This is a genomic window from Methylocella sp., assembly GCF_044226135.1.
Taxonomy (GTDB): Bacteria; Pseudomonadota; Alphaproteobacteria; order Rhizobiales; family Beijerinckiaceae; genus Methylocapsa.
In genome coordinates, this window is record NZ_JBGAHM010000023.1 from 23,831 (window position 1) to 46,689 (window position 22,859).

General features: G+C 65.5%; 20 protein-coding genes, 1 tRNA gene and 1 pseudogene. 9 read left to right on the forward strand and 13 right to left on the reverse strand.

Annotation, left to right across the window (positions count from 1 at the left end):
• Positions 1–67: 67 nt before the first annotated feature.
• Positions 68–2,035, forward strand: a pseudogene (locus ACILRB_RS10765) (DUF1989 domain-containing protein).
• Here the strand turns inward: ACILRB_RS10765 and ACILRB_RS10770 are convergent.
• The 6 genes from ACILRB_RS10770 to ACILRB_RS10795 all read right to left on the reverse strand — a co-directional run bounded on the left by ACILRB_RS10770 (position 2,026) and on the right by ACILRB_RS10795 (position 10,253).
• Positions 2,026–4,404, reverse strand: a complete 2,379-nt coding sequence (locus ACILRB_RS10770; RefSeq protein ID WP_395666294.1) for an FAD-dependent oxidoreductase — start codon at positions 4,402–4,404, stop codon at positions 2,026–2,028. The pseudogene ACILRB_RS10765 and the gene ACILRB_RS10770 sit on opposite strands and share 10 nt — an antisense overlap.
• Before the next feature lie 183 nt (positions 4,405–4,587).
• Entirely contained in the window at positions 4,588–5,082 is a 495-nt protein-coding gene (locus ACILRB_RS10775; protein WP_395666295.1) for a hypothetical protein, read from the reverse strand.
• A 73-nt stretch (positions 5,083–5,155) separates the two neighbouring features.
• Positions 5,156–6,589 carry a DUF1254 domain-containing protein gene (locus ACILRB_RS10780; protein WP_395666296.1) on the reverse strand — a complete coding sequence of 478 codons (1,434 nt, stop codon included), beginning with the start codon at positions 6,587–6,589 and terminating at the stop codon, positions 5,156–5,158.
• A gap of 197 nt (positions 6,590–6,786) precedes the next feature.
• Entirely contained in the window at positions 6,787–7,806 is a 1,020-nt protein-coding gene (gene ilvC / locus ACILRB_RS10785; RefSeq protein WP_395666297.1) for a ketol-acid reductoisomerase, read from the reverse strand.
• A 110-nt stretch (positions 7,807–7,916) separates the two neighbouring features.
• A complete protein-coding gene (ilvN, locus tag ACILRB_RS10790) occupies positions 7,917–8,489 on the reverse strand; it encodes an acetolactate synthase small subunit (RefSeq protein WP_395666298.1) in 573 nt (190 codons plus the stop codon).
• 6 nt (positions 8,490–8,495) lie between these two features.
• Complete coding sequence (locus ACILRB_RS10795; RefSeq protein ID WP_395666299.1) at positions 8,496–10,253, reverse strand: acetolactate synthase 3 large subunit; 1,758 nt, start codon at positions 10,251–10,253, stop codon at positions 8,496–8,498.
• A 366-nt stretch (positions 10,254–10,619) separates the two neighbouring features.
• Between ACILRB_RS10795 and ACILRB_RS10800 the strand changes: the two genes are divergently transcribed.
• Entirely contained in the window at positions 10,620–11,429 is an 810-nt protein-coding gene (locus ACILRB_RS10800) for an RMD1 family protein (protein ID WP_395666300.1), read from the forward strand.
• Positions 11,430–11,611: 182 nt separating this feature from the next.
• Positions 11,612–12,325 (forward strand): septation protein A, encoded by a 714-nt coding sequence (locus tag ACILRB_RS10805; RefSeq protein WP_395666301.1) that lies wholly within the window; start codon positions 11,612–11,614, stop codon positions 12,323–12,325.
• A gap of 34 nt (positions 12,326–12,359) precedes the next feature.
• On the opposite strand, the gene ACILRB_RS10810 is transcribed toward ACILRB_RS10805, so the two are convergent.
• Positions 12,360–12,635, reverse strand: coding sequence for a DUF1153 domain-containing protein (locus ACILRB_RS10810; RefSeq protein WP_395666302.1), 276 nt, complete (start codon positions 12,633–12,635; stop codon positions 12,360–12,362).
• Positions 12,636–13,128: 493 nt separating this feature from the next.
• On the opposite strand from ACILRB_RS10810, the gene mnmA reads away from it, so the two are divergent.
• Both mnmA and ACILRB_RS10820 read left to right on the forward strand, forming a co-directional pair.
• Entirely contained in the window at positions 13,129–14,310 is a 1,182-nt protein-coding gene (gene mnmA, locus ACILRB_RS10815; protein WP_395666318.1) for a tRNA 2-thiouridine(34) synthase MnmA, read from the forward strand.
• Positions 14,311–14,392: 82 nt separating this feature from the next.
• On the forward strand, positions 14,393–15,076 hold the full coding sequence (locus tag ACILRB_RS10820; RefSeq protein ID WP_395666303.1) for a class I SAM-dependent methyltransferase: 684 nt from the start codon (positions 14,393–14,395) through the stop codon (positions 15,074–15,076).
• A gap of 3 nt (positions 15,077–15,079) precedes the next feature.
• Here the strand turns inward: ACILRB_RS10820 and ACILRB_RS10825 are convergent, their stop codons facing one another.
• Positions 15,080–15,298 (reverse strand): YdcH family protein, encoded by a 219-nt coding sequence (locus tag ACILRB_RS10825; RefSeq protein ID WP_395666304.1) that lies wholly within the window; start codon positions 15,296–15,298, stop codon positions 15,080–15,082.
• A 277-nt stretch (positions 15,299–15,575) separates the two neighbouring features.
• Between ACILRB_RS10825 and ACILRB_RS10830 the strand changes: the two genes are divergently transcribed.
• Both ACILRB_RS10830 and ACILRB_RS10835 read left to right on the forward strand, forming a co-directional pair.
• Positions 15,576–15,764, forward strand: a complete 189-nt coding sequence (locus ACILRB_RS10830) for a YdcH family protein (RefSeq protein ID WP_395666305.1) — start codon at positions 15,576–15,578, stop codon at positions 15,762–15,764.
• 490 nt (positions 15,765–16,254) lie between these two features.
• Positions 16,255–16,331, forward strand: a tRNA-Arg gene (locus tag ACILRB_RS10835).
• Between the two features lie 173 nt (positions 16,332–16,504).
• Here the strand turns inward: ACILRB_RS10835 and ACILRB_RS10840 are convergent.
• Complete coding sequence (locus ACILRB_RS10840) at positions 16,505–16,900, reverse strand: winged helix-turn-helix transcriptional regulator (RefSeq protein WP_395666306.1); 396 nt, start codon at positions 16,898–16,900, stop codon at positions 16,505–16,507.
• A 114-nt stretch (positions 16,901–17,014) separates the two neighbouring features.
• Between ACILRB_RS10840 and ACILRB_RS10845 the strand changes: the two genes are divergently transcribed.
• Positions 17,015–17,899 carry an NmrA family NAD(P)-binding protein gene (locus ACILRB_RS10845; protein WP_395666307.1) on the forward strand — a complete coding sequence of 295 codons (885 nt, stop codon included), beginning with the start codon at positions 17,015–17,017 and terminating at the stop codon, positions 17,897–17,899.
• Between the two features lie 148 nt (positions 17,900–18,047).
• A protein-coding gene (locus tag ACILRB_RS10850; protein ID WP_395666308.1) for an IS5 family transposase occupies positions 18,048–18,805 on the forward strand; the annotation gives its coding sequence in 2 pieces (ribosomal slippage) (positions 18,048–18,387 and positions 18,387–18,805; 759 coding nt in all).
• Positions 18,806–18,814: 9 nt separating this feature from the next.
• Here ACILRB_RS10850 and ACILRB_RS10855 read toward each other — a convergent pair.
• The 4 genes from ACILRB_RS10855 to ACILRB_RS10870 form a co-directional block, all read right to left on the reverse strand.
• On the reverse strand, positions 18,815–19,783 hold the full coding sequence (locus ACILRB_RS10855; protein WP_395666309.1) for a malate dehydrogenase: 969 nt from the start codon (positions 19,781–19,783) through the stop codon (positions 18,815–18,817).
• Positions 19,784–19,867: 84 nt separating this feature from the next.
• The gene (locus ACILRB_RS10860) at positions 19,868–20,608 is read right to left on the reverse strand and encodes an extracellular solute-binding protein (protein WP_395666310.1); all 741 of its coding nucleotides are present in this window, start codon (positions 20,606–20,608) and stop codon (positions 19,868–19,870) included.
• A gap of 371 nt (positions 20,609–20,979) precedes the next feature.
• Positions 20,980–22,152, reverse strand: a complete 1,173-nt coding sequence (locus tag ACILRB_RS10865; RefSeq protein ID WP_395666311.1) for a TDT family transporter — start codon at positions 22,150–22,152, stop codon at positions 20,980–20,982.
• Positions 22,153–22,286: 134 nt separating this feature from the next.
• Positions 22,287–22,751, reverse strand: a complete 465-nt coding sequence (locus ACILRB_RS10870; protein WP_395666312.1) for a hypothetical protein — start codon at positions 22,749–22,751, stop codon at positions 22,287–22,289.
• Between the last annotated feature and the right edge of the window lie 108 nt (positions 22,752–22,859).

Consider the following 22,859-nt stretch of genomic DNA (forward strand, 5'->3'; position numbering starts at 1 on the left):
GCAGGCCGGCGCCGAGGCGACGTTCGAGGCCGGGCGCGACCCTCGCCGCGCGCCGGTCGGCCCGCCGATGGAGCCGCAGGCGCAGACGCCGCCGACCGATCTCGCCGTCGAGATCGCGAGCGCCGGGCCTGCGCGCGGCGTCGCGCCCGCGCCGCTCGCAACGCCGAAGCTCGATCTGCGCGTTGAGGCGTCGACCGCGCGCGCCTATCGCGTCAAGGCGGGCGACTATATCCAGATCATCGACGTCGACTGGCGGCAATGCTCGGATCTTCTCGCCTTCGACGCGGCGGCCCTCGCCGAGGGCGAGGAGCGCGGGCTCGATCCGACCGTCACGCGCACGCTCATGGGCGCGGTCTCGCCCGGGCCGGGGCTTCATTCGAAATATTTCGACGACCGCCTGACGCCGCTCGTCGAGATCGTGCGCGACACGGTCGGCCGGCATGACGCCTTCATGCTTGCCTGCAACACGAAATACTACGACGACATGGGCTATCCGGGCCATGACAATTGCACGGTCAATTTCAACGCTGCGCTCGCGCCGTTCGGCGTCAGGCCGAGGGCGGGCTGGCCCGCGATCAATTTCTTCTACAACACCTTCGTCAACGCGGACGGCTCCATCGGCTTCGACGAGCCGTGGTCGCGCCCCGGCGATTATGTGCTGCTGCGCGCGCTGACCGACCTCGTCTGCGCGACGTCGTCCTGCGCCGACGACATCGATCCGGCGAACGGCTGGAGCCCGACGGACATTCATGTCCGGGTCTATGACGCGTCTGAAAATTTCTCCAAGGGGAGCGCCCATCGCATGACGCATGACGCCGAACCGCGCCTGACGCGCGAAAGCGGGTTTCATCCCCGCGCCAGCGCGCTCACCCGCGCCTTCGTCGACTATCGCGGATTCTGGCTCGCCGACAGCTATTCGGCCGAGGGGCCGATCGCCGAATATTGGGCCTGCCGCGAGCGCGCTGCGATCATGGATCTCTCCGCGCTGCGCAAGTTCGAGGTGATCGGGCCCGACGCCGAGGCGCTGATGCAGCTCGCCGTCACGCGCGACATGAAGAAGCTCGCCGTCGGCCAGGTGGTCTATACGGCGATGTGCCACGAGCATGGCGGCATGATCGACGACGGCACCGTGTTCCGCCTCGGCGAGCGCAATTTCCGTTGGGTGTGCGGCGACGATTATTGCGGCGTGCATTTGCGCAATCTCGCCGCCGCGCGCAGCTTCCACGTCGTGGGTCAGACCTCGACCGACCAGTTGCATAATCTCGCCGTGCAGGGCCCGCGCGCGCGTGACATTCTGGCGCCCGATCATGGTCGCGCCGCCGGCTGTGACGCTCGCCGAACTCAAATATGGTTCCGTTTCCACGACCGGAACCTCGCCGCGTTCCGCGTCGTCGTTTTCGCGCACCGGCTATACGGGCGAGCTCGGCTATGAGGTGTGGTGCCATCGGACCGCGCGCCCGAGATCTGGGACGCGATCATGGCCGCCGGCGCGCCGTATCGCCTCGCGCCGCTCGGGCTCAAGGCGCTCGACATGCTGCGGATCGAGGCCGGCCTCGCCTTCGCGGGCTACGAGTTCTGCGACCAGACGGATCCTTTTGAAGCCGGCATCGGCTTCGCCGTTCCAAAGGACAAGAGCGACCCTTATGTCGGCTCCGAGGCGCTCAGGCGGCGGCGCGAAAATCCCGCATGCAAGCTTGTCGGCCTCGAAATCGACAGCGCCGAGTATGTCGGGCATGGCGACGGCGTGCATGTCGGCCGCGCGCAGATCGGCGTGGCGACGAGCGCGACGCTCGCCGATTCTCGGCAAGACGATCGCGCTCGCGCGGCTCGACGTGTCCTGCGCCGACGTCCGGCGCGGCGGTTGAGATCGGCAAACTCGACGGACAGCAGAAGCGTCTGCGCGCGGAGGTCGTCGCTTTCCCGCATTTCGATCCGCAGAAGACGCGCGTCAGGGCCTGAGCGGAGCGGTCGCGCAGGCCCGGGCTCCGGCGGATCGGGACGATCCGCCGGGAGCCGGCGCAACGGTCAGTCGTAGGACAGGTCTTCGGCGTTGAAGGGCGCGTTGAGCTCGTCCTTGCTGAACGCACTGAAGGCGCGCGCGTAAGACGTTCCCGGTCCGCCGCTGTCCCCCCTTCGCGCTGGGAAGCGTTGGCCGGCGCCAGCGCTCGACCGACGATATGCGCAGCGCCCTGTTGCCTCGGCGAAGCGGATCGAGCTTTCCGAAAAATCGTAGTCGCGCGAGGACGGCTCGCCGGACCGCCCCTTGCGCACGAAGCGCGTGACCGTGGTCGCGCCGCCGTCGCCCATCAGCTGGATGTAGAGCGGACGGTGCACGATCTTTTCGCGCGTGGCCGGATCGACGGCGTCGAGCATGCCCTTGACGAGCGCGCGATAGGCGCCGACGAGCTCGCGCGTCCTGATGTCGCTGCGCACGCGTTCGGAGTAGACGATCTCGTCGCGCCGCGTCATCACCTCGACCATATTGGCCGGCAGCGGCTTCTCTTCGGCGAAGAGATCGACGACGAAGACGCGCTTGCCGTCCGGCCCGCAGCGGTCGTTCACAAGGTCGAGCGGCGAATTCGAGACGACGCCGCCGTCCCAATAGGCCTCGCCGTCGATCATCGTCCAGGGAAAGCCCGGCGGCAGGCTTCCGCTCGCCAGCACATGGTCGGGCGTCAGCGCGTCGACATAGCTGTCGAAGACTTCGAGCTGCGCCGTCTTGACGTTGACCGCGCCGATGAGGAGACGCACCGGGCTCACGCTCAGCTTCGAGAAATCGACGTAGCGGGCGATCAGCGCGCGCATCGGCGCGACGTCGTAAAAGCTCGTCCAGTTGGTCGGCGGGGTCGGCGTCTCGAAGAGGCCGGGCAGCCAGCGCGGCTTGAAGAAATTCGGCAGGCCGAAGGCGAGGGTCTGCATCGAGGCGACGGCGCGGGCCGTCGCGTCCGACACGCCGAACGGCTGGCTGACGGCGAGGTCGGACCAGAAGGCTTCGAGCGCCTGCGTGGCGTGGCGCGGATTGCCGGCGACGATCGCGCCGTTGAGCGCCCCGATCGAAATGCCCGCGACGACGTCGGGGAAGATCTTTTCTTCCTCGAGCGCCTTGACCACGCCGCATTCGAACGCGCCGAGCGCGCCGCCGCCCTGCAGCACCAGCACGGTCTGGTTCGGGAGCGAGTCGAGGGCGAACGCGGGGTCGGGGAGCTTCGGCTTCACCTCGGCGAGATTGATGCGATAGCGGATCATCGCCTCGACGTCGCGGGTCTCCTGGGCCGGGCGCCCCGAGGTGAACAGCGCGCGCGGCACATCGTCCTTGAGATAAAAGAGCGCGAACGACTTGTCGTCGAGAGAGCCGCGCGCGATCTTTTCGTTCGCCTCCTCAGGCGCGCCGAGCATGTTGAAGCTGATGTCGCCGACGTCGCAGAAGAAATAGGAAACCTCGTCGTAGCGCAGCCGCCGCCCGAGCATGTTGCGCGCCGCGAGCCGGCCCTGCCGCACGGCGTTGTCCCAATGCTCGATGTGCCGCCGCCGCGCGAACACCGGGTCCGCGAAGCTCGTCACGTCGCCCGCCGCATAGACCCCGGGGGCGCTGGCGCGAAGCTGATCGTCGACGATGACGAGGCCGTCGTCGAGGTCGAGGCCCGAACCCTTGAGAAACCCGGTCTCCGGGACGACGCCGATGGCGACCATCACGAGATCGCAGGGCAGGCTGCGCCCGCCGCTCGTCTCGACCGCCTCGATCCGGTCGGCGCCGACAAGCCGCGTCACGGTCTCGTCGCAAATCAGGCGGACGCCGCGCGCCTCCATGTGGCGCTCGATGAACGCCGACACGTCGGGCGCCTCGAGCTGCTTCAGGATGCGTTTGCGCCGCTCGACGATCGTGACCGAAAGCCCGAGCTCGACGAGCGTCATGGCGATCTCGCTGGCGAGGAAGCTGCCGCCGACGACGACGGCGCTTTTCGCGCCGGCCTCGATCTGGCGGCGCGCCGCCTCGCAGTCGGCGGCCGTGCGCAGATGATGGACGTTCGGCCTGTCGGCGCCCGGCAGGTCGAGCCGGACCGGCCGCGCGCCTGTGGCGATGAGCAGGGATTTGTAGCCGATCTCGTCGCCCGCGGCCGTGCGCGCCGCGCGGCGGGCGGGGTCGAGCGCCACGATTTGCGTGCGGAGCGCGAGCTCGATCTTCTGCTCGGCGTAAAAGCTTTCAGGATGAAGCAGGATCTTGTCGGCCGAAAACGCTCCCGAAAGCAGCTGCTTTGAGAGCGTCGGGCGGAAATAGGGCGGACGGTCGTCCGCCGAAACCATCAAAATCGAGCTGGACGCCCCTTCGAGCCGAAGGGTTTCGGCCGCGGTCGCCGCCGCCGGCCCGCCGCCCAGCAGGAGATGATCGACGTCTCTTTCACTCATGCGCGGGTCCTGGCCGTTGGATCTTGCGGCTGCGACGGCGTGCGCCGCGCTTGCCGCAGCTTCTGGCTTAAAGCATCGCCGCGCCGGATTGAACCTGTATGATCGACAGGGCGGGCGCAGCCGCGCCTTCGCTTGCGCGCGCCAGCCTACGCACCCCAGCCTGCGCGCCCCGGTCTGCGCGCCTCAGTCGCTGGGTCTGCCGACGACGGGAAGCTCGGCGCTCCTTGAGCGCCGCCGGCGCTCCTCCGACCAGAGATCGGCGATGACGCCGTAAAGAAAGGCCGTCGTGAGGCCGACCAGAATGACGCCGTTCAGCGCTTCGAGCGCGCCCATGAGGCGCCAGCGCTCCGGCAGCACGTCGTCGGCGTGGCCATAGGTGGTCATGGCGTTGAGCGAATAGAGCATCGCCCGGCGCATGGTCGGCAAGGCGTCGAGGCCGCGATAGGCGAACGCCCAGACCAGCGCCTCAAGCCCATGCAGGACCGTCACGACCAGCGTGGCCGCGCCCGCCACGAGCGTGAAGCGCGCGATGTCGCGGCGAAACGTCGCCGCGAGGCCGAGCAGCTTCGGAAGCCGCGTGTTGAACGCGCCGAAGCCGATGACATGAAACAGCACCGTCGCCAGAATCAGCGGCAGGCTCCACAGCCAGTCTGACGTCCAGAAATCCCCTGCGAACATGCGTCGTCGGCCGCCTTCTCTGTTCCGGGGCCGCGTCGCCCGCGCCATCAGGCCCGGGCGACGCGAAGGAGGCTCAGACCCGCCTGACCGCCGGCGGCGTCCAGCTGCCGTTCAGGATCGTCGGATCACTCTCGCTCGGCCAGTAGAGCCGCAGCATCAGGATGAACTTGCCCTTGGGCGCGGGCAGCCAGTTCGACTCCTTGTCGGGGCCAGGCGACTCATTCTGGATCAGCAGGTCGACCGAGCCGTCGGCGTTGGCCTTCAGATCCTGTCGCGGGCTGATCGAATAGCGGTCGATCGGGTTCTCGACGAAGAAATATTTATCGTCATACATGGTCAGCGACCAGAAGCCCTTCGCCGGCGGCGACATGCCCTTTTTGAAGGTCATGACGTATTTTTCAGAGCCCTGATAGGCGCGGGCGAGAACGCCCTCGCCCGCGCGCTGCGAGACCGGATAGACGGCGTCCTGCGGCAGATTGGCGCCAAGGCCGATCACGGTGACGAGCGCGCGCTGCAGATAGTCGGTCCCGTAGCGGCCGGTCTTGAGCGTATAGGCCCAGCCGGCGCTCTCCTTCATGTCGCCGTCGCTGAACTTGAAATGCAGCATGATGCGGTCCTGCGCGACCTTGGGGATGCGCTTGGCGAGGACCGGATCGAATTTGCTTTTGTCGAAATCCTTGCCGGGGACGATCCCGACGTCGGCGAGCTTCTCGAGCATCGGCCCGTCGGCTTTCGCCGGGGGGTTGGTCTTCATGAGCTCGGCGAGCAGCGTGAAATAGTCGACGGCGTCAAAGGCGTTGACCTGCTCGCGCACCGCCGTCTTCATGTCGATCGACGGATCGACCTTGCCGGCGGGCGGCGTCCAGGCCTTGCCCCAGGCGCTGAGCGGATAAATCTTGATCTGGTCCTGCAGCGCATGGACGGCCTTGTAATCCTCAGGCGTGCCCGTGCAGTAGATGCGGCCGAGCAGCCAGACGAGGCTCGTCGGCGAGCGCACCTTGACGACGCCCTGCGGCAGCTCGCCCTTCCAGTCCGGGCCGACGACGGCGTAGGTCTGCGGCCCCGTGCCGGTGGTGCGCTTGCCGGGGGCCGAGAACACATTGGTCCAGCCGTCGAGCATCGGGAACAGCGCATAGCGCCCGTTCATCTCGGGCAGGGCGACGATCCACGGCTCGTCGCCGACCTCGAAGAAGGCGGTCGTATAGAGCGTGTCGGCGTTGGGGGCGGTGACGTCGCGGAATTTGGCGCTTGGGTATTCGCGCGCCTTGAGGAGGGTTCCCATCGGCGCCTTCAGCGCCTCCGGCGCGGCGACGTTGGTCATGACCCTGCGGGTCATCTCCAGGGTGACGAGCGGATAGCCATAGACATAGGCGTCGACGGCGTCGGCGAATTCCTGGGTGTGCTCGACGAAATCGGCCACGGGCCCGTCGAAGGCGAAGGCTTCGGAGACGGAGCCGGCGGCGACGAGGCTGAGGCCGCCGAGAGAGACGGCGCGGCGTGTCGGCATGGGGAACATTCCCTGGGCTTGAGCAGGAAGGGGAGGTTGGACAGGCCAGCGCCCCTAGCATGCCGACGACCCTGCGGCTTGACTTTAGCGGACAGGATTCTGACGGTCCGGACAAGACGCGAAGGCGTCGCGGCGACGCGACGCCCGGCGGCGGCGGCCGGGGGCGTGCGCCGCGCCGGCGGCCCGCCCCCGAAAACTCAGTTCTTCGCCTTGTCGACGAGCTTGTTGGCGCCGATCCACGGCATCATCGCGCGCAGCTTCGCGCCGACCTCCTCGATCGGATGGGCCGCGGCTTTCGCGCGCGTGGCCTTGAACGAGGTCTGGTTGACCTTGTTCTCGAGCATCCAGTCGCGCGTGAACTTGCCGGACTGGATGTCGTCGAGCACGCGCTTCATCTCGGCCTTGGTGGCGGGGGTGACGATGCGCGGGCCGGTGACATATTCGCCATATTCGGCGGTGTTCGAGATCGAGTAATTCATGTTGGCGATGCCGCCTTCATAAATCAGGTCGACGATCAGCTTCACCTCGTGCAGGCATTCGAAATAGGCCATCTCGGGGGCGTAGCCCGCCTCGACCAGGGTCTCGAAGCCGTTGCGGATCAGCTCGACGAGGCCGCCGCAGAGCACCACCTGCTCGCCGAAAAGATCGGTCTCGCATTCCTCGCGGAAGGAGGTCTCGATGATGCCGGCGCGCCCGCCGCCGATGGCCGAGGCGTAGGAGAGCGCGAGGTCATGGGCCGCGCCGGTCGCGTCCTGCGCCACGGCGATGAGGCAGGGCACGCCGCCGCCGCGCTTGTATTCAGAGCGCACGGTGTGGCCCGGGCCCTTGGGGGCGACCATCAGCACGTCGAGGTCCTTGCGCGGCTCGATCAGGTTGAAATGCACGTTGAGGCCGTGCGCGAACAGCAGCGCCGCGCCCTGCTTGAGGTTCGGCGCGAGGTCCCTGGCGTAAATGTCGCCCTGCAGCTCGTCCGGGGTGAGCATCATCACCACGTCGGCCCATTTGGCGGCGTCCGCGACGCTCTTGACCTCAAGCCCTTCGCCCTTCGCCTTCTCGGCGGTGGGGGAGCCTTCGCGCAGCGCGACGACGACGTCCCTGACGCCGGAATCGCGCAGGTTCAGCGCATGCGCATGGCCCTGGCTGCCGTAGCCGACGATGGCGACCTTCTTCGACTTGATCAGGTTGAGGTCGGCGTCACGATCATAATACACGCGCATGGAGGCTGTGCTTTCTTTCAGGTCCCGCCGCGCTTCGGCGGCTTTCGCGTTGACGCGCCGCGCGGGTTCTCGCGCGGCGCCGTTGAAGGGGGATAGGGCGCGGGCCGCGCTCACATCGGCTGCGGCCCGCGCGAGATGGCGGCGACGCCGGTGCGCGAGACCTCGACGAGGCCGATCGGCTTCATGAGCCCGACGAACTGGTTGATCTTCGAGGCTGCGCCGGTGAGCTCGAACACGAAGCTGTCGATCGAGGCGTCGACGACGCGGGCGCGGAAGGCCTCCGCAAGGCGCAGCGCCTCCTCGCGGTCGGGGCCGCGGCCGGCGACCTTGATCATGGCGAGCTCGCGCTCGACCGAATCGCCGCGCAGGGTGAGGTCGGTCACCTTGTGCACCGGCACGAGACGGTCGAGCTGGTGGCCGATCTGCTCGATGGCGGGAGGCGCGCCGGTGGTGACGATGGTGATGCGCGAGAGGTGCTCGCTCTGCGCCACCTCGGCCACCGTCAGGCTCTCGATGTTGTAGCCGCGGCCGGAAAAAAGGCCGACGACGCGGGCGAGCACGCCCGGCTCGTTGTCGACCAGCACGGACAGCGTATGGGTCTCCACATTGGCCTTGCCGGCCGACGAGGAATAGGGCGAGAGCGGCGCGGCGGGCGCGGGAGGGGAGGTGGTCACGGCGTTCATGTCTCTTTACACCAGCATGCGGCCGGAGGCGTCGATCACGGATTCGATGTCGTCCTGATCGGGCAGCAGCATTTCATTGTGGGCCTTGCCCGAGGGGATCATCGGCAGGCAGTTCTCGGTCTTGTCGACGAGGCAGTCGAACACCACGGCGCGCGGCGAGTCGATCATCTCGCGGATGGCGTCGTCGAGGCTCGCCGGGTCGGAGCAGCGCATGCCCTGGAGGCCATAGGCCTCGGCGAGCTTGACGAAGTCGGGCAGGGCCTCGGAATAGCTGTGCGACAGGCGCCCGCCATGCAGCAGCTCCTGCCACTGGCGCACCATGCCCATATATTCATTGTTGAGGATGAACACCTTGACCGGCAGGCGGTACTGCAGCGCGGTCGACAGCTCCTGGATGTTCATCAGGATCGAGGCCTCGCCGGCGATGTCCACCACCAGCGCGTCGGGGTTCGCGAGCTGCGCGCCGATCGCCGCCGGCAGGCCGTAGCCCATGGTGCCGAGGCCGCCCGACGTCATCCAGCGGTTCGGCTCCTCGAAATGGTAATGCTGCGCCGCCCACATCTGGTGCTGGCCGACCTCGGTGGTGATGAAGGTCTTGCGCCCCTTGCTCAGCTGGTAGAGGCGCTCGATCGCGTATTGCGGCTTGATGACGCTCGACGAACCCCGGTACGAGAAAGACTTGCGCGCGCGCCAGGCCTCGATCTGGTTGAACCAGGGTTCGAGCGCCTCGGCGTCGGGCCGCTCGCCGCGGGCGCGAAACGCCTCGAGCGTCTGGCGCAGCACATGGGCGCAGTCGCCGACGATGGCGAGGTCGATCTTGACGTTCTTGTTGATCGAGGACGGGTCGATGTCGACATGGATCTTCTTCGAGCCCGGCGAGAAGGCGTCGAGCCGGCCGGTGATGCGGTCGTCGAAGCGCGAGCCGACGGCGATCATCAGGTCGCAGTCGTGCATGGCGTTGTTCGCCTCATAGGAGCCGTGCATGCCGAGCATGCCGAGCCATTTGTCGCCGGACGCCGGATAGGCGCCGAGCCCCATCAGGGTCGAGGTGATCGGAAAGCCGGTGAGGGCGACGAGCTCGCGCAGCAGGCGCGAGGCGTCGGGGCCCGAATTGATCACGCCGCCGCCGGTGTAGAAGATCGGCCGCCTCGCCGCCAGCATGAGCGAGACGGCGTGCTCGATCTTGTCGACGTCGCCTTCGAGGCGCGGCTTGTACGTCTTGTGCTCGATGCGCTCGGGGCCGAAATAATCGCCCGTGGCGAACTGCACGTCCTTCGGAATGTCGATCACGACCGGGCCGGGGCGGCCGTTCTGCGCGACATAGAAGGCCTCGTGCAGGATGCGCGGCAGATCCTCGATCGTGCGGACAAGATAATTGTGCTTGGTGCAATGGCGCGTGATGCCGACCGTGTCGCATTCCTGGAACGCGTCGGAGCCGATCAGATGCGTCGGCACCTGGCCCGTGATGCAGACGAGCGGGATCGAATCCATCAGCGCGTCGGTGAGGCCGGTGATGGCGTTGGTGGCGCCGGGGCCCGAGGTCACGAGCAGCACGCCGACCTTGCCCGAGGAGCGCGCATAGCCTTCCGCCGCATGGGCCGCGCCCTGCTCGTGGCGGACCAGCACATGGACGATCTCGTTCTGATGGAACAGCGCGTCGTAGATCGGCAGCACGGCGCCGCCCGGGTAGCCGAACAGCGTGTCGACGCCCTGGTCCTTGAGGGCGGCCACGACCATTTCGGCGCCGGTCATCAGATTGGACATGCTCGTCTCCAGAATGCGGACCGCGAACCGCGGCGTCTGCGGCCCGGTCAGGCTCGCCGCGGCGCCGGCCGGGTCCGCGGGGCCGGGGCGCGGGCAATAAAAAAGGCCCCTGAAGGGCCTCGGACGCGCGCCGGCGGAAGAAGCGGAGCTATCTCCGTTCCAGGCCCGGCGCGCAGGATACGATAAGGGAAGAATCCAAGAGTCCAGCCTCAGGAAAAGCTCCGGCTGCCTATAGCCCGGCGCCGCGCGGCGGTCAACGGATTTTCACAAATCAGATGAAACGTCATGAAGGCGCCTTAAGAACGGACGCATGACCCTTCGCCCCCGCGACTTGCGCAAACCTCCGTCGCCGGTCAGGCTCGTCGCATGACAGCCTCCGCTCCCGCCGTCGTCCGGCGCCTCACCGCGCGCGCCCTTCTGCTCGGCGACCGCCTCGACTCCGCCGGCCTCGAACGCGCCGACGCCTTTTCGACCAATCCGCTCGCCTTCAGGGCCGGGAGCGACGGTTTCGTCGCGCTCTACCGCTTCGGCGTCGCCGTCATGATCGGCCTGTCGCCGCTCGAAGAAGACGACGTTTTGAATCTCGTCAAGCTGCGCGTCTTCGGCCAGCACGAGCACGTCGACGACGAGACGGCGATTCTCGCCATCGCGCCGGGCGGCGACGACCGGGTCGAGCCCGACGGGCCGATCGAGCTGCGCGACGAGTCGCCCGAGCGCATGCTGGTCGTCTGCGACGCGCTGGCGAAAAGCGTCTCGCTGGGGCGCGACGAGCGCGAGGTCAACGCCGTGTTCGACGTGGTCGAGCCCTTCGCCGCGAGCCTCGCCAAAAGCGGCCGCGCGCCCTGGCGCCGGCGCTCCATGCTGAAGCTGATCGGCGAGACCCTGATCGCGCAGCATCGCGTTTCGGGGCGCGTCGCCGTCGAGGAGAAGCCCGACGTGCTCTGGGACCGGCCCGACCTCGAGCGCCTCTATGCGCGGCTCGAGGACGAATATGAGCTGCGCGAGCGCGCCGGCGCCCTGACGCGCAAGCTCGACATGATCGTCGGCACGGCGCGCATCCTGACCGACATCCTCGACGCCGACCGCGCCACACGGCTCGAGGCGACCATCGTCATCCTGATCGTCGCCGAGATCCTGCTGACCATCGGCCAGCTCATTTTTCTCAAGCACGCCTGATTTCTTGGCGCGCCGGCGCCGGCGCGGCGCCCGCAATTTCGGACGAAAAGCGCGCTCAAGCGGCGCGCGGTCCTTGGTCGCCGGATGCGCGGCCGGGCGGCCGGGCTGAAAATCGCGCCTGCAATTTTTGCGGCGAGGCGCTAAAAGCAGGGCCCAACGAAGCTCAAGCGGACGCCCAGCGCATGAATGAAACGTCGGATCAACCGGGCGTGGCCGTCGCCCCGGAGCAGGGGCAGGGGCAGGCGGACCGGCGGGCGGACCCGCCGGCGCCCTGGCTGAAGCTCACGCTCGAGATCGGCCCGCTGCTGCTGTTCGTGCTGGCCAACGCCCGGCCGCAGCTGTTCCACGGGCTTGCGGCGCTGGTCGTTCCGGAGGCGCTGCTCGAAGGCGAGCAGGCCGGGCTGTTCACGGCGACCTTCGTGCTGGTCGCGGCGGTTCTGGCGGCGCTCGCCGTCTCGTGGGCGCTGACGCGGCGCATTCCCACCGTGCCGCTGATCACGGCGGGCCTCGCCGTGGCCTTCGGCGCGCTGACCCTCTATCTGCACGACGCCACCTTCATCAAGATGAAGCCGACGATCCTTTACGTCTGTTTCGCGGCGGCGCTGCTCGCCGGGCTCGCGGTCGGGCGTCCCGTGCTGCCGATCCTGTTCGACCATGCGCTGAGCCTGACCGAGCGCGGCTGGCGGCTCCTGACCTGGCGCTGGGCGCTGTTCTTCCTGGCGCTCGCGGGGCTGAACGAAATCGTCTGGCGCACCCAGACGACCGACGTCTGGGTGATGTTCAAATTCCCGGGACTTCTGATTCTGGTCTTCGCCTTCACCCTCGCCCAGACGCCTTTCGTCATGCGCCACAAGCTCGAGGGGGCGGAAGCGGAAAAGGCGCCCGAGCATTTTTGAGGGCGGGCAAGACGCCTGGACGCGATAAGGCGCGTCAGATGCGATATTGCTGGATGCGGGTGGTGCGCAGCCCGGCGAGCCCGTGCTGGTCGATCGACATCTGCCACGACAGGAACTCGTCGACCGTCAGGGCGTAGCGGGCGCAGGCGTCTTCGAGGGAAAGAAGCCCGCCGCGCACCGCGGCGACAACCTCCGCCTTGCGGCGGATGACCCAGCGCTTGGTGGTCGCCGGCGGCAGGTCGGCGAGCGTCAGCGGGCTGCCGTCGGGGCCGATGACATATTTGGAGCGGGCGCGGCTCGGTTCGGCCATGAACTTCGACTCTTCTGGCGGACGACGGAACGACGCGACGATAGGCGCCTTGTTTTAAGAAACGCCTAAGTCGCAGCCGTTATTTTGTTAATGATTTCTGATTACTAGGCGCTTTTGAAGCATATCGGGCCCGCGCCCGCGCCATTCCCGTTTCAACTTGGAACGATCTTGACGTTACGCTGGGGCGCCGGCGCGAACGGGGCATGCGCCGGCGCCGCGTCTTTGTTTGCAATAAATCTATTGTTGGACGACGCGCGCCCCGCGCCGTTGCGCCGTCCGCGCGGAACGTTTATCTCATTGTTAACGCGGGGCCGCGAGGGCGCCGCGCGGCGGCCCCGGGCCGCCAGGCCTCTGGAGCCCGGACGGTCCGGGCCGAAGGCGCGGGCGAGCAGCGACGGCGATCATGACCTTGAGCGAGACGCACGCAGTTTCCGTTTCGCCCGCGGCGCCCGGGCCTGACGCGCGCGCGCACGCAAACCTCAACTCGCTCGGCCTGCCGAAGCCGCCGGCCGAGACGCGCGTCGTCGTCGCCATGTCGGGCGGGGTCGATTCGTCGGTCGTCGCCGCCCTCATGAAGGAGGAGGGCTATGACGTCATCGGCGTGACGCTGCAGCTCTACGACCATGGCGAGGCGATCCATCGCAAGGGCGCCTGCTGCGCCGGGCAGGACATCCATGACGCGCGCGCGGTCGCGGCGCGGCTCGGCTTCCCCCATTACGTGCTCGACTATGAGGAGCGCTTCCGCGAAAAGGTGATCAATCCCTTCTCGCACAGCTACGCCACGGGCGAGACGCCGATTCCCTGCGTCTCGTGCAACAGCGAGATCAAATTCGCCGACCTGTTCGAGACCGCGCTCGACCTTGGCGCCGACGTGCTGGCGACCGGCCATTACGTCGCGACCGAAGCCGACGAAAACGGCGCGCGCAGCCTGCGCCGCGCCGTCGACGCGGCGCGCGACCAGAGCTATTTCCTGTTCGCCACCACGCGCCGCCAGCTCGCCCTGCTGCGCTTTCCGCTCGGCGACATGACCAAGGCCGAGACGCGCGCCCACGCCCGCCGCTTCGGCCTCATCGTCGCCGACAAGGCCGACAGCCAGGACATCTGCTTCGTGCCCGACGGGCGCTACGCCGACATGATCGAGCGCCTCTCTCCCGGCGCGGCCGCGCCGGGAGACATCGTCCATGTCGACGGCCGCGTGCTCGGCCGCCACGCCGGCGTCATCCATTACACCATCGGCCAGAGGCGCGGCCTTGGCCTTGGCGGCGGACGTCCGGGCGAGCCGCTCTTCGTGGTGCGGCTCGACGCCGCCCGCGCCCGGGTGATCGTCGGGCCGCGCGCGGCGCTCGCGACGCGGCGTGCCCGCCTGCGCGACGTCAACTGGATCGGCGAGGGCGAGCTTTCCGACCTCCCGGCCGAGGGCCTGCCGGTCTGGGCGCGCGTGCGCTCGTCGCGGCCGCCGACGCAGGCGCGCCTCATCGTCGCCGACGGCGCCTGCGTCGTCGCCTTCGCCGAAGACGAAGACGGCGTCTCGCCGGGCCAGGCCTGCGTCTTTTATGACTCCGACGCGCCCCGCGCCCGCGTGCTCGGCGGCGGATTCATCGCCGCGACCGAGCCCGCCGCAGAATACGCCGCCTTTGCGTCGGCCGCGGGCGCCGAAGCGCCGGCCGGAGCCTGAAAGGCCCTTATCAAACGCTTCGTTCGCCCCTAAAGCTTGCCGCGCCTTTTCGCGCGCGGCGCGGGTTGATCGGAGGAGCCTCGTGAGCGGCCGGGAATTTTCCAAGACTGACGCCCCCGCGCGCGCCGGCGCGCTGACCGACAACAGCCATGTCGCCGCCTCCTATGCGCGCTGGGCGCCCGTCTACGACCTCGCCTTCGCCCTCGTCATGCGGCCGGGCCGGCGCGCCGCGGCGGCGGCCGCGAGCCGGCCGGGCGGGCGCGTGCTCGACGTCGGCGTCGGCACGGGGCTCGAACTGCCGATGTTCGACCGGGCGACGCGCCTCGTCGGCGTCGACCTCTCGGAGCCGATGCTGGCGCGCGCGCGGGCGCGCGTGAGGGCGGAGCGCCTCGCCAATGTCGAGGGCCTGCTGGTCATGGACGCGACGCGCCTCGCCTTTCCGGACGCAAGCTTCGACGCCGCCGTCGCGCCCTATGTGCTGACCGTGGTGCCGGACCCGCACGCCATGCTCGACGAGATCTGGCGGGTGACGAAGCCTGGCGGCGAACTCGTGCTCGTCAATCATTTCGGGGCGGACTCGGGGCCGCTCGCCCTGATCGAGCGCCAGCTCGGCAAGCGCAGCGCGCAGCTCGGCTGGAAGCCGGAGTTTCCGTGGGAGACGCTCGGCGGCTGGATCGCGAACAGGCCGGGGGCGCGGCTCGTCGAGCGCCGGCCGCTTGCGCCGTTCGGCCTGTTCGTGCTGGCGCGGGTGCGAAAGGAAGGCTGAGGCTCAGGCGATGATGTCGGGCGTCAGCATGTCTTCGATGAAGGTGACGCGGTCGCGCAGGGCGAGCTTGCGCTTCTTGAGCCGCTGAATCTGAAGCTGGTCGGCGGCGCCGCGATGGAGCAGGGCCTCGATGGCGGCGTCAAGGTCGCGATGCTCCTGGCGCGCGTGCTCAAGCTCGGCCATCCAGGACTTGCGCTCCTCCTCGCTCAGCTTTTCGGCCATGAATGTCGACGCTCCGGGCCCCGCCGGGCCGATTGGTTCAAGCAGAAACGTCCCGGGGCTTGCGCTCCGCAGACGCGAGGCGAGATTTTTGGGCCATGGCGCGCGTCGGCGTCAATGGGCCGGCGCCGGAAAAGCGAGGCGGGGGGCGGCGGCGTCAAACCTCGCATTCGCCGCCTGAAGAATATGAAATTTACACGAAGTCCTTGCGAAGCCCTTCGCGAAACCAAAATCCTGTGGCAGACTGCCAAGGTGCGAAGACTTCAACAAGGAGTTCTGCATGTCGATCGAAAATCATCTGACGGCCCTCGAGCAACGTCATGAAACGCTCGAACGGGAGATCGAAAAAGCCCTGATGCGCCCTGCGACTGACGAACTGAAGCTCGCCGAACTCAAACGCCGTAAACTGCAGCTTAAAGACGAAATCACGAAGCTGAGACACGAGGCGCTGGCTCCCTCCCTGCACTGATCTTTCTCAACTTTACGCGCGCAATCAAAAATCGGCGTCGGTTCTTGTCGGCGCGCTGATTTATGCTGCAAGCGCGTTTTTGCGACGCGGCAATTGCTGGCGGGCGCGCAGGCGGAGCCTTTATTTTCTCTCCAAATCTCTGATCTGCGGCCCGCTCAAGACGCGGCGTCAATCATGCGGCGCGTCACTTCGAACCGCGCCGCGGCTGACGGCCCAGGCCTTGAGCCGGTCAAGCCGTGAGCCGGTCAGGCCTTGCGTTGACGGGCTGGGGGAGGGCAATTCCGCGGGCGGAACGCTTTCGCCTGAGGTTCATGACGCGCCGTTCGGACGGACCCCGGCCGCCAGAGCGTGCCTGCGCCCCTGCGCAACGGTATGGTCTCGCGCCGGCGAAACGCGCCAAAAATCGCCGACCCAGGGAAAATCATGCGGCGAACGACGCGATCCCGCTTGGCGCGGGGACGAAAAATCGGCTAAGACGGTCGTCAGGCAGGCACCCGTAGCTCAGCTGGATAGAGCGTCGCCCTCCGAAGGCGAAGGCCACACGTTCGAATCGTGTCGGGTGCGCCATCTGCTATGGTTCAGACGCATGGCGATGGATATTTCTTGAAGTGTAGGTCAAAGACAGCCTCGCGCTGCTGCGCGGCCTGATCCAGCCGGCCACAGTTGATTGCTCGGCTCAGATGCCGATCGAGTATCCCGAAAATCCGTTTTGGTATGATACTCGACAGGCTGGCGTCGCATTATCTTTCATCAAATTTCGACTGCGCTTTTCTAACAGTCTCCCAATGCTCTTTGGCCCAATCGACCAAGCCTTGGGTCGGGCCAAGCAGGCTCTTCCCCATGCGGGTGATCTCATATTCCACGCGGGGCGGCACTTCGGGAAACAGCTCTCGGATGACCAATCCATCGCGCTCCAGATTCTTCAGAGTGGTCGACAGCATTCGCTGCGAGATCCCGGGAATCGATCGTTCGAGCTCGGAAAATCGTGCGCGACCACCCAGGAGGTCGAGCGAGAGAATTACGAAGATCGTCCATTTATCCCCGATCTTGGTGAGCAGCTCGCGCACCGCCATCGGGTCGGAACTTTTGCAGATCGCTGCGGGATCAAGCGGCGCTGGTTTGCTGGTTTTTCTCATAGCTTACCTCGACGTTAGTAGCTGAAGTGAAAGTGCCTTCTTCTCTGCAATTAGCTTCTCATATATATGTTGCTCTCAAGTGGTAAGCAAATCTATATGAGCAAGGAGGCTCAGATGCCGAACCAGAATGAGGATATCCAGAAGTCGAGCGCGCTGCCGCCAGCCGTACTTGTGCTAGGGGGAACGGGCCGAAGCGGGGCGCTGGTGGCGCAGGGCCTCGCCGAGCGCGGCTTGCATGCGCGGACGGCAGCGCGCAGCGGCGCGGACGTGAAGTTCGATTGGGATGATGTGGCGACATATGGTCCCGCGTTGGCCGGGGCAGATCGGGTGTATCTCGTGACGCCTGTCGGCCGGACGAAGTTTGTTCATCAGGTCGCCGAATTCTTCGACCTCGCGACGGCAGCCGGAGTGCGCCATGTGACGTATCTGAGCGCCTACGCTAGCGACAAGGCGCCGGCGGAGATCGAAATCTACGCCGTCGAACGCGAACTCGCCCGGCGCACCGCCTTCAGCCACTCCATTCTGCGTCCGGCGTGGGTCATGCAGAATTTCAGCGATCAGCATCTGCCGCTTATCGGCGACGCCTTCATCGTACCCACCGGCGGTCAGAAGGAAGCCTTTGTCGATGCACACGATATCGCGGCGGTCGCAATCGAAACGTTGATCGATCCGGAGGCTCATGCCGGGGCGCTCTATTCGCCGACCGGCCCCGAGGCGCTCACGGTGGCCGAAGTCGCCGAGATCGTCAGCAGCGCCGTCGGCCGCCCCATCGTCCATGCCGACATCGACGCGGATGCCTGGATCAATGGCGCGGTCGAAGCAGGCTTTGTGCCTGCCGACTATGCAGTGATGCTTCGCTGGCTGACTGGAACGATCATCTCCGGGAACGGCGCGACGCCCAATGGCGATGTGGAAAAAGTCACAGGTCGTCCTGCGACCAGTTTCCGTGACTTTGCCATGCGCCATGCGGCGGCCTGGTCTCTTCAGCCGGCTGGCTGAGCCAATGGGAGCAGCCGGTGGGACGCCATCATGTCGCGCCGGACTATTCCACGTAAACCAAGCTCTATGGAGGGCCTAGGGTCTGGACCCATAAAATGGTTGGCGTGATCAGCGGTTTGTGATTCACGGCTTCCGAAAGGAAGCGTCGATGAATCGGGATCAGTTCTGGCTGACGGACGAACAATTTTCAAAGATCGAGCCGCATCTGCCGACAAACACGCGCGGCAAGCGGCGGGTGGATGATCGCCGCGTGATCAGCGGGATCGTTCAAGTTCTGAAATCTGGCGGTCGATGGATCGACGCGCCGCAGGAATATGGACCGAGGAAGACGCTCTACAATCGCTTCGTCCGGTGGGCGGAAAAGGGCGTGTGGACGGCCTTGTTTCAAGCTCTTGCGCAAGCGGGCGGGCCACCGGCCGAGGTTCTGATCGACAGTTCGGCGGTCAAGGCGCATCGCTCGGCCGCAGGCGGTAAAGGGGGGAGAAAAATCAGGCGGTTGGTCGCTCGCGGGGTGGGCGAACGACGAAAATCCACGCGCTGACCGATGCCCTGTGTCGCCCGCTGGCGTTCATACTGAGCGGCGGGCATGTCGCCGATTGCACCGCTGGCGCGGCGTTGCTCACACAGCTTCCCGTCTGCGACATTCTCCACGCCGACAAAGGTTATGACGCCAACGCCATCCGCCGCCAGGTCGAGGATCGCGGCGCGATGCCGAACATCCCACCCAAGGCCAGCCGGAAATGGAAAAACTGCTTTTCGCCAGTCCTTTACCGAAACCGGAACGCCATCGAGCGGATGTTCTGCCGGTTGAAGGACTTTCGGCGCGTCGCAACGCGGTACGACAGAAGCGCCGCGAATTTCCTCGCCGCCGTCCACATCGCTGCGACTGTCAGCTACTGGTTATGAGTCTGGACCCTAGGAAATCGCTGCCAGCTCGGACTTCAGTTCGTCGCAGGTATGGTCGATCATCGTGCGCGCGAAGGCATTGACGGGAAGTCCTTCGACCCGCTGGTATTTGCCGTCCGCGCAGGTGACGGGCACACCGCAAACGATTCCTTTCGGGATGCCGTAGCTGCCGTCCGAGGCAATCCCCATGGACACCCAGCGCCCGTCCGTCCCCACGATCCAGTCGCGCATGTGATCGATGGCTGCGTTGGCCGCCGACGCCGCCGAAGAGGCTCCGCGCGCTTCGATGATCGCGGTGCCGCGTTGAGCGACTTTTGGGATGAAGGTATCTCGATGCCATGTTTCATCGGCGATGATGTCCGGCAGGTGCTGGCCATTTGCCGTGGCGAAGCGCCAGTCGGCGAACATGGTGGGCGAGTGGTTGCCCCAGACAACGATGCGTTCGACATCGCTGACAGGCAGGCCAGCCTTCGCGGCCAGTTGCGACGCCGCCCGATTGTGATCGAGCCGGATCATCGAGGTGATATTCTCGGTGGGGAAACCGGGAGCGTTCGCAGCGAGAATTGCGGCATTGGTGTTTGCCGGGTTGCCCACCACGACAACACGCGCGTCCCGACATGCTGCTTGATCCAGAGCTTTCCCCTGAACGCGGAAAATGTCTGCATTGGCGGCAAGCAGATCGCGTCGTTCCATGCCTTTCGCGCGGGGGCGCGACCCCACCAGAAAGGCTGCGTCAGTATCCTTGAATGCAACGACCGGATCGTCTGTCACGATGATGTCGGTGAGAAGCGGGAATGCGCAGTCTTCGAGTTCCATGACCACACCGCGCACAGCGGCTTGCGCCTGTGGGAGGTCCAGCAGCTGAAGAATGATCGGTTGCGCCGGGCCAAACAGATCACCGTTGGCAAGACGAAACAGGAGGGAATAACAAATCTGGCCGGCCGCTCCGGTCACTGTGATGCGCTTTGCTGGAAGCATGGTGCCGCTCCTTGGTTTTGCGATATTCAAATCGACTGATGATGGGCTGGTGCGCCGCACGAGACCGGAGGGTGCCTTATGGCCTCAGCGCACCCAGCCTTCGGTCTTCATGATGGCTGCGCCTCGCTCGCTGGTGAGGAAATCCAGGAATTGCTTGGCCTGCGGATCGGCGTCATGGGCAAGCACGACGTTCACGTCGCGCCAGATGGTGCGGTTTTTAGACAGCTTGACGATTTCAGCGGCATCGGGATGGGTGATCGGCCAGTCCGGCCAGGTGATCCACGCATCCGCGCCCTTCTCGACGAACATCTTGTAGCTGGGACCGCTACCCTTGCCGAAGCCGACGATGTTCTTGCGGAACCGGGCGATGTCCGCGAGCCGGCCTTCGCGACCCGCGACGTCCTCCCATGTTCCCGTGCCGGAGGTGTTGGCGACGCCGGCTCCCTCCGTGACGACGATCTTCACTCCGTCGTTGAGCAGATCGTCAAAACCGCGGATATGCTTGGGATTACCCTTCTTTACGGCGATGATAGCCGGACGCACGTAGATCGGCGTCACGTCGTTCCAGGCGAAATCCTTGTAGGTTTCGAGGAGCGCCGTGATGTCTTCCTCGGCCGTCCCCCAAAGGATGTCAGCATCGGCCTGCGCCTTCTTTGACCAGGTGGGTTCGGGGCCGCCGACGACCTCGACCTTGATGCCTGTCTCTCTGGTAAAGACCTCGGCAACCTTCTTGAAAGCCGTATCCGGCCCACCGGCCCCGTAGAGTCTCACAACGCCGTCGCGCGCATTGTGAACGATCGATGGATCAGGGATTTCATGAGCCATGACGGGTGTCGCCAAGACCAGAGGCACTGCCAGAGCCACGATCAAATTAATGTACTTTCTCCGCATTGGAGACTCCTTCAGTTCGTATTGCCGAGTTGAGAGAGAAGAGCGCGACCAAAGAAAACTCTTCTTCGCGATATGGATGGCGCACTTCTTATTTTTTTCATTTTCCTATTTGGGTTTCATAGAAACTATTGAATCGGGCCAAGCCGACAAGCTGACGACTTCGCTCATGCCCCGCCACATCCGGGACAGTTTCGCTCATTTCCGCTCTGGGCTCCGAAGCGGCTTTGCTCGTTCTCGGCGTGTTGACGGTGGCTCAGCGATCGTTGCGACCTCGATTCCGACAACCTGCCAGGAACACCCGGATTTCAGACGACATCAGTTTCGAAGCGCGCTGCCCAACGAGGATGCTTCAGGCAGGGGGAATTGAAGAGTTCGGTCGTTATGACGCCATTGAGCGTGCGGCTGGCCACCATGATCCAGAGCGATGCCAACCCGATCGTCATGACATCTGCGCCGATGGCGAACAGGTTAAGACCAGTGGCCCGATAAAGCGCGAACGTCGCAAGCGTGTAGACTGCGAGCGGAAAGGTGAAGCCCCACCAACCGAGGTTGAACGGAAGACCTTCCCGGAGATAGCGCAGGGTCTTGAGCACCGCGAGGGCGAGCCACCACACGCCGTAACCCCAGAGTATGATGCCGCCAATGACGCCGAAGCCTAATGCGGTGTCGCCGATATTGGCGTGGCCGTTCGCAGCAAATATGGCAGGCGCGTCGCCGCCAAGCAGCAGCAGACCGAGCGCCCCCGTGCCGATCGGGCCGAGCGCGAGCCACGCGGAAACGCCCATGTCGCGCTCAGGCAGCTTATGCAGGGCCAATCGCAAGACCAGCAAGACAAGAATGCTCATCGCGAGCGGGACCGAGCACGCCCACAGTACATAGCCCAGCACCAACACGAGCAAGCCTTCCTGCGCCGCCAGGTGCGGCGCCAGCAAACCGGCACTCGCCGCAGCGACTTCGCAGGCCACGATGGGCAGGAGCCACACCGCGGTAAGCTTCTCGATGCTGTGCTCCTGGCGCGTGAACATCAGATACGGCACGGCGATACCGCAGACCGCCGACAAGGCCGCGTCGAGCCACCACAAGGCGTGGGCTATGGCGATCGCCTGTGGCCCCAGCATCGCCGGCCCGAAGGCGATGAAGCCGTTCACGATGGTCGCAAGACCCATCGGAATAGTGCCGAAGAACATCGACATCACCGGGTGGTGGAAGATCCGCTTGGCCTCGTCAAAATAACAGGCCCAGCGCGCCGCATAAAGCAGGCTGAAGAGCGAGAAGAGCCCGATATTGAAGAGCCAGAGAGCCTCCGCCACCATATGCACGCCGGGCAACGGCATCGGGAATTGGTTCAAAACGAGGGCAAGTGCTCCAGTCCCCATTGTCGCCGCGAACCAATTCGGCGTGAAGTTGCGGACGATCTCCGCGAACGACTTGACGCTGGTGTCCTTGGCCGGCGCGAACTGCTTATGAATATATGTCATGTCTGACCTCTTTTGGGTGAGGCGCGATCTCTGACTAAAGAGATAGGCCGGCCAGACCAATCATTCCAATAGATGTTATAGTTTATAGCAATCTTGAAATAAGATTGATCGTGAGCGACGCACTCCAGCGTCGTTTAGCGAGTAACGACCGCTATCAGCGCGATGACGGTAAAGCCGACACCCAGGGCGATCGGCATGGCCGCAATCTGCCAAAGCGCTTCCCGTCCGGTAATTCGGCCCGTGGCGATATCGACATTCCCATCGAGAAATTTCCGGAACGTGCGCCCGTGTGCGCGCTCGGGGGTCATGTCGCGTCCAAGCGCGGCGCCGCCGACGAAGAGTCCGAAGAAAATGACGCAGAAGAACGTAATGACCGCGAGAACCAACGACGCTTCGCCGCCGCCGAACGCACACCATGCAACAGCGACAAACCAGGCAGCCGTTGCAACCGGGATAGCAACCGCGACGGGGTGGACGCTGGTATCGGGCAGAAGTGCTGGTCTTGGTATCTTCAGTTCAACGGCCTCCAAGACTGGCCGCTGCGCGATCGGCGCAGAGGTATCAAAAATAAGGTCAGCTTTCCGAAGCGTGATGGTCATGGCGCCCTCCATCTCTCGTGTTTCCAAGTTCACGAGGAAGGTATGCCTTCTTGAACAATCCATCCAATAGATGTTATGCCTGCATATAATCTTGATTTTAGATTGGAT

Bases quoted from the DNA above. Each gene is read 5' to 3' on its own strand.
- ACILRB_RS10770 (WP_395666294.1), bottom strand. From the start codon at position 4,404: ATGAGTGAAAGAGACGTCGATCATCTCCTGCTGGGCGGCGGGCCGGCG.
- ACILRB_RS10775 (WP_395666295.1), bottom strand. From the start codon at position 5,082: ATGTTCGCAGGGGATTTCTGGACGTCAGACTGGCTGTGGAGCCTGCCG.
- ACILRB_RS10780 (WP_395666296.1), bottom strand. From the start codon at position 6,589: ATGCCGACACGCCGCGCCGTCTCTCTCGGCGGCCTCAGCCTCGTCGCC.
- ilvC (WP_395666297.1), bottom strand. From the start codon at position 7,806: ATGCGCGTGTATTATGATCGTGACGCCGACCTCAACCTGATCAAGTCG.
- ilvN (WP_395666298.1), bottom strand. From the start codon at position 8,489: ATGAACGCCGTGACCACCTCCCCTCCCGCGCCCGCCGCGCCGCTCTCG.
- ACILRB_RS10795 (WP_395666299.1), bottom strand. From the start codon at position 10,253: ATGTCCAATCTGATGACCGGCGCCGAAATGGTCGTGGCCGCCCTCAAG.
- ACILRB_RS10800 (WP_395666300.1), top strand. From the start codon at position 10,620: ATGACAGCCTCCGCTCCCGCCGTCGTCCGGCGCCTCACCGCGCGCGCC.
- ACILRB_RS10805 (WP_395666301.1), top strand. From the start codon at position 11,612: ATGAATGAAACGTCGGATCAACCGGGCGTGGCCGTCGCCCCGGAGCAG.
- ACILRB_RS10810 (WP_395666302.1), bottom strand. From the start codon at position 12,635: ATGGCCGAACCGAGCCGCGCCCGCTCCAAATATGTCATCGGCCCCGAC.
- ACILRB_RS10825 (WP_395666304.1), bottom strand. From the start codon at position 15,298: ATGGCCGAAAAGCTGAGCGAGGAGGAGCGCAAGTCCTGGATGGCCGAG.
- ACILRB_RS10830 (WP_395666305.1), top strand. From the start codon at position 15,576: ATGTCGATCGAAAATCATCTGACGGCCCTCGAGCAACGTCATGAAACG.
- ACILRB_RS10840 (WP_395666306.1), bottom strand. From the start codon at position 16,900: ATGAGAAAAACCAGCAAACCAGCGCCGCTTGATCCCGCAGCGATCTGC.
- ACILRB_RS10845 (WP_395666307.1), top strand. From the start codon at position 17,015: ATGCCGAACCAGAATGAGGATATCCAGAAGTCGAGCGCGCTGCCGCCA.
- ACILRB_RS10855 (WP_395666309.1), bottom strand. From the start codon at position 19,783: ATGCTTCCAGCAAAGCGCATCACAGTGACCGGAGCGGCCGGCCAGATT.
- ACILRB_RS10860 (WP_395666310.1), bottom strand. From the start codon at position 20,608: ATGGCTCATGAAATCCCTGATCCATCGATCGTTCACAATGCGCGCGAC.
- ACILRB_RS10865 (WP_395666311.1), bottom strand. From the start codon at position 22,152: ATGACATATATTCATAAGCAGTTCGCGCCGGCCAAGGACACCAGCGTC.
- ACILRB_RS10870 (WP_395666312.1), bottom strand. From the start codon at position 22,751: ATGACCATCACGCTTCGGAAAGCTGACCTTATTTTTGATACCTCTGCG.